The organism is Paenibacillus yanchengensis (assembly GCF_042684845.1).
In the GTDB taxonomy this organism is placed as follows: domain Bacteria; phylum Bacillota; class Bacilli; order Paenibacillales; family Paenibacillaceae; genus Pristimantibacillus; species Pristimantibacillus yanchengensis.
Map to the genome: position 1 here is coordinate 115,249 of NZ_JBHUMH010000013.1, position 14,295 is coordinate 129,543.

A 14,295-nucleotide genomic window follows, 5' to 3' on the forward strand; every position below is an offset into this window, starting at 1 on the left:
AGTGTCAAAATGGACGTATCATCGAAGAATCCAATTATCATTTTTCCTATTGATTTTTTTGCCTTTGCTTGCCGTTTCTTTCATATCTTATCGTTTTTTAAGTAATGAGATGGTGGAGAAGGTGAAACTAAGCAATGACAATGTTATAAATGTAATCAATGAAGAAATAGAACGAACGATAGATGATATTTCTTTTGCCTCTCATTTTCTGGTGAATGATATGAGTTTTAAACAACAGCTGGAACAATTTTCGAATGTAGAACGTTTGACTAGTTTTGAAACGTACCAAACATTTCGTGAAATTGAGGAAGGGCTATCTTTAATATCGTCCAAAACATTAAATAACAATATTCATATGTATTTGATTAATAATAAAAATTTTATCGTGTCAGCTAGCCCGTCTGCCCGATTGGAAGCGATTCAACAAAATAGCACGCAGCTATTGTCTGAAGTGAACAAAGGGCTTGCTGAAAACTTGCAGTGGCTAGGCATGGCGAATGATCCAAATACGGAAAGTAGTTACTACATTGCTAGAGCGATTTTTGATACGACAAATAAAGAAATAGTGTCCACTTTGCTTATTGGAATTTCCGAGTCTTATTTTGTAGGGTTATTCAAGTCGATAGAATTTGGTAACGTAGCATTGTTTGATGCCGAAGGAGAAGCGATTTTTAATAATAAGCAACTACATGTTGAGAAAGCGCTTGTAGATTCTAGCTTACGTTTGGAAAGTAAAATAGAAAAAACGAACTGGACGTTAGTTTATGAAACGACGCGCGAGACGTTAACAGGTCAAATATCGCGAACGTTCATTACTGGTATTATTAGCGTATCTGTTTTGTTCCTTGTTTTTTTACTATCATCGATGATTGTAGCCAAACGATTATATCGTCCAATATTTAAGTTGCAACGAGTTGTCCGTCAAGTAGGGGAGGGCAATTTGGATAGCCGAATAGAAGTAAAAGGTAATGATGATTTGGCAGCACTTAGTCGTTCTATCAATACGATGTTAGATCAAATTCAGCAATTAATTATAGATATTGAATTTGAGCAAGAACAGAAAAAGATTATGGAACTAGAAGCATTATTTATGCAAATACGTCCTCATTTTTTAATTAATACGTTAAATTCGATTAAGTGTAGTTTGATTTTGCAACAAGATCGCCTGCATAGTCAAGTAATCGATTCTTTAATGAGTTTATTGCGCTATTATTTGAAATTTCATGAAGAGACTACGTTACAAGAAGAGTGCAAATTGCTATCGAACTACTTGGAAGTAATGAAAATCCGCAGCGAACAGACAGTGGAACTGCATATTGATTTGCAACCAGAAGTGAAGCAGCTTATTATACCGAAGCTCATATTGCAGCCGGTTGTAGAAAACGCGATTGTACATGGATTACTTGATATAGATAATGCAAAGATTACAGTTACAGCTACGATTCACCAAGGTTTAGTTCAAATTATGATCGAAGATAACGGAGTTGGGATGGATGAGGAGAAGTTAGAACAGTTAAATGATTATTTAACGGAACAAAAGCCTCATGATCTAGCTAGTGAGCCTAATGTATTTTCACAAGATGGTGGAGTGGGATTAATTAATGTCATTAACCGATTGCGGTTGACGTTTGGTTCTAGTGCAGTAATGAAACTATATGCTGGTGGACAAGGGGGAGTGCTCGTAATTATTCAGTTTTTGGTACCGGAGCAGCAGCCATTATTACTTCAGGAGGATCGCCATGTATAAAGTGATGCTTATTGACGATGATGTCCCGATGTTAAAAGTATTGCAGCAGATGATCAATTGGGAAGCGATGCAATTACAGATTGTAGCGGCAACTTATTCTAGTGTAAAAGCGGTACATCTGTTTGCAGAAACTACCCCAGATATTGTGATCACTGACATTGGATTACCGCAAAAAAATGGTATAGAACTCGCAGAATTATTTTCACAACAGAAGCCCGATATACGTTTAATCTTTTTAACTTGTCATGAAGATTTTAATTATGCGCAACAAGCTGTTCGTTTGAATGCCGATGATTACTTAATAAAAGATGGATTAACAGAGGAACAATTGAAGCTTAGTTTACAAAAATCGGTTCAACTCTTAAAAACAACGGAATTACGAATGGATCATCACGTATCTAATTATAATAGTGAACTGTATCGTTCTGCATTGTTACAGCGAATTATTGACGGAGTTAACGTCAAGAGTATACTGGATTATGCTACGCAAATCGGAGTGAAGTGGACGTACCCTCATTTTTTAGTAGGGTTTATCCATTTGCATCCGACAGCTTATTTGGAACGTTATCAACAAAAGGATCTTGAGCTTATTATGTATGGTATTTACAATATTGCGGAAGAAATTGCTATACAACATGAAGCGATTACAGTGTTTATGGAACAAGATAGCATCGTCGTTATTTATAATTATCGGAGCAATTTAGTCGTCAATCATGAGCAGCATATGAAACAATTTCTAGAAGAGGTTCGTGAGCAATGTTTTATTTACTTCAAAATGAATGTGCACACGATTTCGATTGTCGATCAACTTGCACTCGATCAACTTTCGTTGGTTTACAAAAAGGTAATGAATCAGTCGGCACTCTTTTATGCTGAACCTAATCCAACAATCGCTCACGTAGTTTCCTTAGTACAATCCAATTATGTAAATGCACCAAACGGCATGATTAGTCATTATAAGAGTAGGCTAGAACAAGCGGTATTGGCAAAAGATACTGCTGCTATTCAAACAGTCATCGGTGAAATGATCAACATAGTGACAGATCACCATATTTATCCGAAGGAAGTAGTACAGCTTATAGCTGACTTGTTACGTAGCATAGAATTAACTTTTTTAGGTGAAACAGAGGAAGATTTATATTATTTTCTCACTCATGCTAAAAATATTGAAGATATAAAAGAGTTATTGGGCTATCAATTATTACAAGTTATGAAACAAAAGCAAAAAACGAGACAGCAAATGGTGAAAGAGCCTAAATTGCAAGTCATCCAACAGTATATTGATCAAAATATCGGAGAAAATATGACATCTATTGATATTGCTCGTTTTTTATATTTGAACCCTAGTTATTTTTCTCGTTACTTCAAACGGCTGACGGGGCTAAATTTCACGGACTATGTCCATCAGTATAAAATGAAACTAGCAGCAGATATGCTGGTTGTATCTAGTCAAACATTAGAGGCGATTTCCTTACATTTCGGTTATTCTGATCGAACTTATTTTTCCAAAGTATTTAAAAAGTATATGGGTATGACACCAAGTGAGTATAAAGTGAAAAATAATTGGAAGTGATCCGGATAAATATACAGTTTTACAAAAAGTTGTCTCTGCTAGTAGCGGAAGCAACTTTTTTTGTGATGAAGTCAAAAATTTGCTTCGATATGTCAAAATATCACCTGTCAGCTGTTCAAATTTATTTCCATAATGAAAAGAGAGTGTCCCTACAGGGAACAAACAAAGGAGGAAATAAGATGAAAGCGCTGTATAAAAGGGTGGCATTAGTTTTAACCGTTTGTTTGTTACTGCAAGCGATAGGCATTATGAAGCCATCACCTGAAGTAGTGGCAGCAGCACAAGTAATATTTAACGGTGACTTTGAAGAAGTAGCGTCTAAAACAAATGCAGCATGGGCTAGTGACCAGCAACCAGTACGGTGGGGAATATGGCATGCTAGCGGAAAAAGTAACGTTGCGTTAGATAGCAGTCATGTTAAGTCTGGTCAGTACGCTGTTCGAGTAAGTCATCAACCAGGGCAGCGAACCGGATTATCTACAGATATTCCGATAACTGCTGGAAAAACGTATCTGTTGCAAGGTTGGATCAAAACAGAAGATGTTCTTTCAAATGGTGGAGCATTTGTGAGATCACAGTTTTACAAAAGTATAAGTGGTGTTGATGGTAGTACCGCAAATGTGAAAACAGGTGATGGACCAAAAACGGAGGTTTGGAAAGGGACGAACGACTGGTCCATGTTGCAAATGATGGTACAGGCTCCTGATGAAACGAAATATTTGCGAATTGAGCCGTTTTTTGAAACAGGAAGTGGGACAGTTTGGTTTGACCATTTTACGTTAACAGAGCAGGTGGGAGCGTCTTATAAGTCGCTACGGGATTTATGGCTGCAAAAGTTGTTGGGCAATGTAAGTGAATTAGAAATGGATGCTGATGTCGTTGTTAACCGTGAGCAGTTAGTACAATTAGTAGTGAACGAAGATGGGACAGGGTATTTGGACCAGATTCAGGCTAACCTTCAAGCAATAGAATTATGGCCAGGAGTCATTAGTCAATCGAATACGGTATCTCAAACGATGTCGGTCGCTTTTAAGCGAATTAGAGATATGGCGTTAGTATATGCAACAGAAGGAACGGCATATTACCAACATGAACCGTTGAAAGATGCCATTATTCAAGGATTATATTGGTTGTATACTTACCAATATAACGAACAGAAAAAAAGTGTGTTTAATTGGTATGATTGGGAAATTGGTGTACCACAATCGTTGTTAGATACTTTAGTACTCTTATATGATGAGTTATCAGCTGAAGAGCGTGCACGATATATATCCGTAATTGATTATTTTGTACCGGACCCTTTCAAGCGTGTGCAAAATGCCAACGTTGTGGAAACAGGAGCGAATTTATTAGATAAAGCTTTAATTGTCGTACTACGAGGTGTGATAGGGGAAAGTAGTATGAAAGTGGAGCAAGGAAAGCAAGCTTTAGTAGGTGAGTTTGCTTATGTGGAGAGTGGCGATGGTATTTATCGTGATGGTTCCTTAATTCAACATTTTAATATTGCCTATACAGGTGCGTACGGCGGAGTGTTGTTAGGACGTATCGCCGATTTATTATACTTATTGCAACCGTCTCCTTGGCAAATATCTGACCCCAGTGTTGCTAATGTATACCATTGGGTAGAAAATTCATTTGCACCAATGTTTTATAAAGGAGCTGTGATGGATAATGTCCGAGGTCGAGCTATTGCTAGAGCAAATGATTCCGATCATTTAACTGGTCGTGCCATCATTCGGACAATTGCTCGCTTAGCTGAAGTTGCACCAATAGAAGAAGCTAATAAGATGAAGAGCTATGTAAAGAGCTGGGTATTAGCAGATACTACTTTTGAAAATTATTATAGTAATATGCCGTTGTATGATATGTCGGTTATTAAAAATATTATCGCTGACGATTCTATCTCATCAATGCCCCAGTTAATGAAACAGCAAAACTTGGCTGCTATGGATCGAGTCGTTCATCACCGCCTGAATTATGGGTTTGCTATTAGTATGTTTTCGGATCGTATTTCTGCTTTTGAATATGGGAATGGCGAGAATTTGAAAGGATGGTATACCGGCATTGGTATGACTAATATTTACAATAATGATTTGACACAATATAGCGATCATTACTGGCCAACCGTTGATATGCAACGATTAGCTGGAACAACAACCGATAGTTATTTGCCCGAGCCGAAAGATTGGGGAGCATATATGAACGACTACGATTTTGTAGGCGGAGTGACATTTAACGAGCAGTATGGCTCAGAAGCTATGCAGTTTGGATTGACGAAAAGTACAACTAGCAAACTAGCTGGCAAGAAGTCTTGGTTTATGTTTGACGATGAAATTGTGGCAGTTGGTAGTGATATTCATAGTACAGATAAACGAAAAGTCGAAACGATAATAGAAAATCGCAAACTGCATAATGATGGTACGAATAAGCTGCTAGTTAATGGAGAGGAAATATTGCCTAATTATGGCGATGAGTCGTTTGAGCAAGTGAAATGGGCACATTTGGCAGGTAATGTTGCAGGCAGCGATATTGGTTACTATTTTCCACAATTACCATCGATAGAAGCAAAACGGGAATTACGCCAAGGTTCTTGGCAATCGATTAACAAAGCTGGTTCACCAGAAATAATCGAGCGTCCTTATTTATCTCTAGCATTCGATCATGGTATCGCTCCAGAAGCAGCACAATACGCTTATGTTTTATTACCTAACAAATCAGCGGAACAATTAAAGCAATATAGTGACAATCCTGATGTAAAAATCGTTAGTCAGTCGGCAGCGGTACATGCGGTAGAAGATCGCTCCACGGGAATTACGGCATTTAACTTTTTTGAACCAGCGCAATCATCTTTTGTAAAAACGAATCAAGCGGCGGCAGTATTAACTCACAAAGCGGGTAACCAATTAACGATAGCTGTTGCAGATCCTACGTGGAAGCAGGAGCAGATTGAGCTATCGCTTGGGGTGGAAGTATTGCAACTAGTAGAAAAAGATGAAGCGATTACGATAGTACAAACAGAGCCTTATTTGAAACTAGCGATTGATACGAAAGGAAGTATTGGAGCATCCAAGGAGATTACATTTACTTATAATGCTGATGCTGTGGTCGAGATAGATGATCGATTATTCGGAGATATAAATGAAGATGGTCGACTATCGATTGGTGACGTAGCTATGGCGGCAGCTAATTTAGGAGCTACGGCAACGAGTGAGCGTTGGGAATTATTACGAAGAGCTGATTTTGATCAGGACGGTACGATTACGATGGCAGATGTCCAGCAATTAGTAAAACAAATAAATGAGGTGTTGGGATGAGTAAAGGGATTAGAAAGTGGCATCGCTACATTAGTTTATTTCTTGTAGCTACATTATTAACGTCCAGTTTAGCTATTACACCACCACAAGTTTCGGCAGATGAACAACAGACAACTGCTTTTTCAACGATGAGAAGTAAATGGTTTGACTATATTACTGGTGGTAGTTCGTTAGACTTAACGGATCGTGATATTCAACAAGCAGTGACAGTTCAAGCAGAAAAGGTTAGTAATACAGACAAAAATGGTGTTTGGGATACGCTAAACCGAGAGGAGAGTCGAACGTTTCTTTGGGAAGATCTCCGCAGTATTAGTGATTCTAGCCATATTACAAAAACATATCATCGATTGAAAGATATGGCAATTGCTTACGCTACACCAGGAAGTGAATGGTATGCAGACGAAGCATTGCAAAGTGATATATTATCAGGTTTAGATTGGATGGATGAGCATCGCTATAATAAACAAACGAAAGTTTATAACAACTGGTGGGATTGGGAAATTGGTGCGCCATTAGCGGTACTCGATATTTTAACGTTAATGTACGATGACTTGTCGGTTACACAACTGGCGAATCATATGGCTACTATTGACCACTTTATTCCTCACCCTGCACAACGTTTTAATAGTACCGTGAAAGAAACAGGAGCTAATCTACTAGATAAGTCCTTAGCGGTATTAGTTGGAGCGATACTAGAGCAAAACGAAGCGAAAGTGGTGGAAGCTAGAGATGCTATTGCACCAGCGTTTTTGTATGTGACCAAAGGTGATGGATTTTATAAAGATGGTTCATTTATTCAACATAATAATATTGCTTACACCGGTAGTTACGGTAGTGTGTTATTAGGTAATATTTCTCGTATTGTTTTATTGCTAGAGCAATCTCCGTGGCCAATTGAAGATACTAATTTTGTTCACGTATGGGAATGGATCGAACAATCGTTTGAGCCGGTTATTGTCGATGGGCATATTATGGAAATGATTAGTGGTCGGGCAGTATCTCGCTTCAATAACAATACGAGAGGTGCGGTAGCTTCTATTCTTCGCTTGGCGCAATCTGCCCCTGCTGAAACAGCTACTTCCATCAAAAGTATGGTAAAGGAATGGGTAAGTAAAGATACGAGTCTGACTAATCCCTACAGTGGGCTTGCTGTTAGAGATATTGTTCAGCTGAAGCAGGTGATGCATGACGATACGATTAAGCCGCGCGGAGAGCTACAAGGTCATTATCACTTTGCGATGATGGATAAAGTGGTGCATCCTGGAGCGGGTTACACCTTTGCACTGAGTATGTCTTCGGCAATGGTAGCTAACTATGAATCGATTAATGGAGAGTTTACGAAAGGTTGGTATACGGGTGATGGGATGACGTACTTATACAATGCTGATTCCAATCACTATCGTAACGGCTATTGGCCGACGGTAGATCCGTATCGCATGCCTGGTACGACAGCAGATGGATTGCCACGTACAGCAGGAATAACAACAGGGAAAACATGGGTTGGCGGTACAGTATTAGAAGATAAATATGGTAGTGCAGGAATGGACTTAGCGCCTGTTGGTAGTACGTTAACCGGTAAAAAATCATGGTTTATGTTTGATAATGAAGTGGTAGCACTCGGTGCTGGTTTGACTACAAAGCAAGCAAGAAACGACGGGAGACAAGTCGAGACGATTGTTGAAAACCGAATGATTAATGATGCTGGTACAAACAAATTAACGATTAATGATCAAGAGCAGCCGCAACAATTGGATTGGTCTGAAGAAATTAAATCCGCCAGATGGGCTCATTTGGAAGGAACAAATGACGGTGCAGATATTGGTTACTACTTCCCAGAACCGGTAACATTGTCTGCTAGCCGAACTGTGAGAGAAGGAAGTTGGAAAAGTATAAATACGAGTGGTCCAACAGATCCGATCAAACGTAATTATGTCCATTTGTCTTTAGGGCATGGTGTGCAGCCAACGCAAGAAAAATATGTTTATACTTTATTACCATCTGCTAGTAAGCAACAAACGAAAGCTTATACGAAAAATCCTGATATTGTAGTATTGAGTAATACGGAACAAATCCAAGCAGTGGAAGAACGACAATTAGGTATAATTGGCATTAATTTTTGGGAATCAGGTACTTTTGAACAAATCCAAGTGAACAAACCGGCAGCTATAATGTATAAACTGGATGGCGATGAGCTTACATTATCGATAGCCGATCCGACCAAACAACAAGTAAAACTACAAGTTAATGTCGGAGTTGTTACCAAGGATACTGTGCAAGCAAATGATACTATTCAAACGAAGCGATTGGATAAGTACACTGTTGTAGAAGTAGACACTTCTGCTAAACAAGGCGAAACACATACGATTACTTTAAAAATCGATTCGTCACAACTAGGACAACTACCATTTGTAGCAGAGCCAGATGAAGGGGCAAAAGTGAAAATAGTAGTTTCGGAAGATACTTATGTTCGTGGTGGATCGGAAAAAGATAACAATTTTAATAGTAGTGGGTTTATGAATGTGTTTGGCGGTACAAACGATTCGGATCGTAAAGTATTTTTGAAGTTCGCTGGTATGATATTAGACAAAGAGATAGAGCGAGCGTATGTAAACGTATATGGACAAACAAACGACAAAACCGGTACTTCATCTGATATTGGTGTATATGTTGTAAGTAATCATTCCTGGCAGGAAAAAGCTTTAACGTACAACAGTATGCCGAAAATCGGGGAACAAATTGCTGTACAAACGATTACCAATCCTGCGCAGTGGTGGAAGTATGATATTACCGATTATATGAAAGGTTTTACGATAGAACAGCCAGTAAACATTAGTTTGGCACTACAGCAAGTGAGCAAACCTTTATATGCAGAAATATATAGCAGGGAAAAAGATCAAGGTGCTACGGCTGCTTACTTAGAAATTTATTACAAAGACGAACAAGCTCCTAAGACGGCGCTAAGTACGAAAGATGGAAATCCACTACAGGCGAAGTACACAAATGAAGTTGTCTTTGAGTTACAAGCGACGGATGAAACACAAGGATGGGGAGTATATAAAACAGAATATCGCTTAAATGGTGGTGCGTGGAAAGTTGTTTATAACCATGAAATTCGCGTACAAGGAGCGGGAGATTATCAGTTGGAATATCGTTCTACGGACAAAGCTGGCAATGTAGAATCCATTCAAACGGCTAGTTTTCAGATAATGGAAGCTAAAGCACAACTAACAACACCGCAAGCAGTCAACTCTTTAGAGACGCTATCCGTGCAATATGAAATAGTTGCAGCAGAACAACAAGCTTATGCAAATCAATTAACTTTGCAATATGATGATACATTATTCGAGTTTGTCGATGTCGTCACAGCGAGCGAACAAATAAAAGTAGCAGCGGAAAAACGGCAAACGGGGCAGGTAGCGTTAGTCATAGTAGGTGATGGTGCGCCGCTACCGATGAACAAAACGGCACTGACATTCCAGTTCAAAGTTAAAGCAGTAGATCAAGTAACAACTGGCGAAATAACGATCACAGATGCCATACTTGGGTTGGCAGATGGGCAAGAAATAGTGCTGAGTGGAGCTACACATGAACTACAAGTGAACAATAAACCGAGTGTGCCAGTGTATCCTGAGTATCCAGGACAATCGAAACTAATAAAGCAGCAACTAACGTCATTAATGCCATACTTTGGTGTAGATGAAAAACACGATGCATGGCAAGAAGCGATGAAGTACGATTGGAATAAAGATGGGAAAATAGACTTGCTTGATATGGCAGCTCTTGCTCTCTCGAAATCAACACAAAGTAATAATATGGAGCATAGTTCGGATGAGCCGTCATTCCACTTAACAACTAACAAGCGTGAGATAAAACTTGGTGAACTGGTCACTTTTACGGTGCAAGGAGAGCCACTATCCGATATTTATGCACAGCAACTACAGCTACACTATGATCCGAATGTTGTAGAATTACAACAGATTGAAGCACCGTACCCTGGTTTTTCAGCTATAGTTAATGATGAAGCTGGCATTGTAACGTGGGTGTTTTCACAGATTGGTGAAGTAGAGAAGAGAAATGTAGAGTCGCTCGCACAAGTGACGTTTAAAGCGAAAGGCGAAGGAAAAACAATCGTTGCTGTAGAAAAAATTGTTACAGTAACCGATACTCTCGCACAACGCAGCTTTACTCCTACTCAGTTGACACAATCTTTAAATATCGCTGATGAGCAAGAGAACAGCAAGCCGGATATAGCGATTCATGACATCACTGGTCATTGGGCAGAATCTGTTATCCGTGAAGCAGTTGAAGCGGGCTGGATTACTGGTTATCCGGATCAATCTTTCCGTCCAGATGCGACAGTAAGCCGAGCGGAGTTTGCTACATTATTAGCTAGAGCATTACAGTGGATAGACGAGGATAAGTCTAATAATATACTAAAATTTGTTGATAAAGAGACGATTCCTGCATGGGCGTTACCTTATATAACGAGCAGTGTGAACCTTGGCATTATTACTGGATATCCGGATCAAACATTTAGACCGGAACAATCGATTATTCGTGCAGAAATGATCGTAATGAGTACGAAAGCAGCTAGTATTACTAACAAATTAGAACCAGCTCTATCATTTGCAGATGCTGCACAAATTCCTACATGGTCGATGAACTGGATTGCTGCTGCGCAGCAAGCGGAACTAATAGAAGGAAGAAGTGGTAATAAGCTAGAACCTTTGGCAACATCGACAAGAGCAGAAGCAGTGAAATTAATTACATCTATATTAGCATATTTGCAATAATACAAAGGACTCCCCTCCACCAAGCCAGCAATAGGCATAAGGTGGAGGGGAGTTTTTTAATCTAAAAAAACGGTATAGAATGGATAATTGGTACGATGTTTGCGATAGTCACTTGGTGTAAAGCCTAAATAGACTTTAAAGGTTTTACTAAAGTAACTAGCACTATCGAAGCCACATTGTTTTCCAATGTCTTGTGCACTTAATTCCGTTGTACGCAACATTGATATAGCAAGTTCGATTTTTCGTCTTCGCAAATATTCGAGTGGAGAAACAAGCGAACTTCGTTGAAATAATCGGCATAGATAAGCTCCACTGACGTTACAATGCGCAGCGATATCGTCCAAAGTTAGCGACTTTGCCACATGATCTTTTATATAGCGGATAGCTTTACTTACAATGGGAACATGCTCGATTCCATTATTTACAGTAGTTTTTGGTACGGATAACGCTAATATAAATTGATATAACAGCACAGATAGTTCGGTGCTATCGGTCAGTTGGTCTTCAGATATGGTCCGATACATATCCCAAAAACTAGTAATGGCAAAGCTGTTTTGATCTATTGTTAAAATATTTCCTTGCTCAGCAATAATACGTTCTGCCATACGCAGCGCATCTTCGCCTTTGGCGTTAAGCCAAAGGAATTGCCACGGTTCTAGAGTAGTAGCATCATAGTAGTATCGATGGTCACTAGGTATTTTCACTAAAAAAGCTTGACCTTTCATCAGTCTGTGCATTTGTCCGTTAACTTCTATTCGACCTTCTCCACGTAACGTATATTGGAATACGATATGATCATGGTCGGTTCGAGCATTCCCATCATTACCATAGGTCGGTGAATCGGTTGTATGCCATCCGATAGAGTCTAATAGTAAATGAGGAACGACATCCGTATATCGAAAAGCAAAGGAACCTTGTTTCATAACGACACCCCTTAGCTATTATTAAACGTATTTGACTATGAACATAATGCTTTCTGAAAACAATGTCAAGATTGTTATAGTTTGTTTAGAATAATTGGATTGTTGCTTCAAAGGCTAGCTGATATGATAGAGCCATATTGAGGAAAGAAACGATAACCAAAAAGGAGCTATATCGATGACTAATAAAGCAGCTGGATTTGAAACACGTTGTTTAAGTTCATTAAGCAAAGTTTTTGCAGATGTAGAGTTGCATGATCTAGAGGTCAATAGTGGAACAGCTTTGTGGGGAGAAGTTTACTCTTTTCAAGTGGCGTATCGTTCAACCGAGTTAAGAAGAGGGCTGCAAGTTACGATAGAATCAACATTAACACCATATATAACGGTTCGTTCGGTAGGGTTATCTCCTTCTAACTTGCCAACGTTTAAACAAATCGACGACGATTATTTACGCACTACACCAGGATTATATCCGGATGTATTGTATCCAATCGAACAAGAACATGGGCTACTTGCGCAATTGGATCAATGGCGCAGCGTTTGGGTTACGATAAAGTTACCAGAAAAAAATGTGGTGAATGGATCTGAAAAAATAACGAATTATCCAATAAAAGTATTACTTCATGATCATGCAGGGAACGGATTAGATGAAGTGACCTTTACATTACAAGTGCTGCCAGCGGAGTTACCGGCACAGACATTGCAGCATACGGAGTGGTTTCATGGGGATTGTATTGCAACACAATATGATGTAGCTATTTTAAGTGAAGAACATTGGGCATTGATAGAAGCATATGTGAAAAATGCTGTGCAACATGGCGTTAATATGCTGCTTACTCCATTGTTTACGTTACCACTCGATACGGCAGTTGGCGGAGAACGACCAACGATGCAATTAATTGAAGTGGAGTTGCTTGGAGAACACCAATATCAATTTAATTTTGATCTATTGGAACGTTGGATCGCCATGAGCGAACGTGTTGGAGTAACTTATATTGAATTTTCACATTTATTTACTCAATGGGGGGGAGCGCATGCTCCGAAAATTGTAGCTAAAGTGAATGGTAAACAAGAGAAAATCTTTGGCTGGGAAACAGATGCATCTGGGGAAGATTATCGCACTTTTCTAGATCAGTTTTTGCCGGAACTTGTATCATTTATTAAGCAAAAGCAATTGGAACAGCGAGTATATTTTCACGTTTCGGATGAGCCAGGTATGCAACATTTGGACAGTTATAAACAAGCAAAAGATATTTTGAAACGACACTTAGCGAAATATCCATTTATTGATGCTCTATCGAACTATGAATTTTATCAATTAGGATTAGTCGATTTACCTGTGCCAGCGAATGATCATGTAGAAGCATTTATTGAAAATAAAGTAGAACCTTTATGGACGTATTACTGTTGCAGTCAAAATAATTTAGTGTCTAATCGATTTTTCAGTATGCCATCCTATCGTAATCGGATAATCGGTTTTCAATTGTATAAGTTTGACGTACAAGGGTTTTTGCATTGGGGCTTTAACTTCTGGAATAGCCAGTATTCTACCCGTCCGATTAACCCTTTCCAAGTAACAGATGCGGATAGTGGTTTCCCTTCTGGTGACCCGTTTGTCGTATATCCAGGAGCGGATGGTCCAATCGATTCGTTGCGTTGGGAAGTATTTTTTGAAGGATTACAAGATATGCGGGCATTGCAATTGCTCGATCAATTAGTTGGAAAAGAGCAGGTAATGGCATTGATAGAACAACAATTTCCGGAAGGAATAACGTTTAACAACTATCCTAAAAGTATAGAGTGGTTACTAGACACTCGGAAGCGGATTAATGAAGCGATAGTAGCTGCAATGGAAGTAAACTAAAGAATTATTAGAAAATAAATAAGTAAAACCTCTTATTATGTTATGCGATTAGCAACGTGATAAGGGGTATTTTGTTTTTTGCAT

6 protein-coding genes are annotated in these 14,295 nt (G+C 39.0%); 5 read left to right on the plus strand and 1 reads right to left on the minus strand.

Annotated elements, in window-relative coordinates; translation table 11 throughout:
• The first annotated feature begins 1 nt into the window (after position 1).
• The 4 genes from ACFSTH_RS05965 (at position 2) to ACFSTH_RS05980 (ending at position 11,427) form a co-directional block, all read left to right on the plus strand.
• A complete protein-coding gene (locus ACFSTH_RS05965; RefSeq protein WP_377770142.1) occupies positions 2 to 1,747 on the plus strand; it encodes a sensor histidine kinase in 1,746 nt (581 codons plus the stop codon).
• Complete coding sequence (locus tag ACFSTH_RS05970) at positions 1,740 to 3,320, plus strand: response regulator transcription factor (RefSeq protein WP_377770141.1); 1,581 nt, start codon at positions 1,740 to 1,742, stop codon at positions 3,318 to 3,320. Before ACFSTH_RS05965 ends, ACFSTH_RS05970 begins: the two co-directional genes overlap by 8 nt.
• Before the next feature lie 179 nt (positions 3,321 to 3,499).
• Positions 3,500 to 6,634 (plus strand): polysaccharide lyase family 8 super-sandwich domain-containing protein, encoded by a 3,135-nt coding sequence (locus ACFSTH_RS05975; protein ID WP_377770140.1) that lies wholly within the window; start codon positions 3,500 to 3,502, stop codon positions 6,632 to 6,634.
• Complete coding sequence (locus tag ACFSTH_RS05980) at positions 6,631 to 11,427, plus strand: polysaccharide lyase family 8 super-sandwich domain-containing protein (protein WP_377770139.1); 4,797 nt, start codon at positions 6,631 to 6,633, stop codon at positions 11,425 to 11,427. Before ACFSTH_RS05975 ends, ACFSTH_RS05980 begins: the two co-directional genes overlap by 4 nt.
• Before the next feature lie 56 nt (positions 11,428 to 11,483).
• Here ACFSTH_RS05980 and ACFSTH_RS05985 read toward each other — a convergent pair whose 3' ends face one another.
• Positions 11,484 to 12,350 carry a helix-turn-helix transcriptional regulator gene (locus ACFSTH_RS05985; protein WP_377770138.1) on the minus strand — a complete coding sequence of 289 codons (867 nt, stop codon included), beginning with the start codon at positions 12,348 to 12,350 and terminating at the stop codon, positions 11,484 to 11,486.
• Between the two features lie 175 nt (positions 12,351 to 12,525).
• On the opposite strand from ACFSTH_RS05985, the gene ACFSTH_RS05990 reads away from it, so the two are divergent.
• Positions 12,526 to 14,211: a DUF4091 domain-containing protein gene (locus ACFSTH_RS05990; RefSeq protein WP_377770137.1), complete on the plus strand. Its 1,686-nt coding sequence runs from the start codon at positions 12,526 to 12,528 to the stop codon at positions 14,209 to 14,211.
• Positions 14,212 to 14,295: the final 84 nt, after the last annotated feature.

Coding starts and splice junctions, on each gene's coding strand:
- ACFSTH_RS05990 (WP_377770137.1), top strand. CDS start 12,526: ATGACTAATAAAGCAGCTGGATTTGAAACACGTTGTTTAAGTTCATTA.
- ACFSTH_RS05970 (WP_377770141.1), top strand. CDS start 1,740: ATGTATAAAGTGATGCTTATTGACGATGATGTCCCGATGTTAAAAGTA.
- ACFSTH_RS05985 (WP_377770138.1), bottom strand. CDS start 12,350: ATGAAACAAGGTTCCTTTGCTTTTCGATATACGGATGTCGTTCCTCAT.
- ACFSTH_RS05975 (WP_377770140.1), top strand. CDS start 3,500: ATGAAAGCGCTGTATAAAAGGGTGGCATTAGTTTTAACCGTTTGTTTG.
- ACFSTH_RS05980 (WP_377770139.1), top strand. CDS start 6,631: ATGAGTAAAGGGATTAGAAAGTGGCATCGCTACATTAGTTTATTTCTT.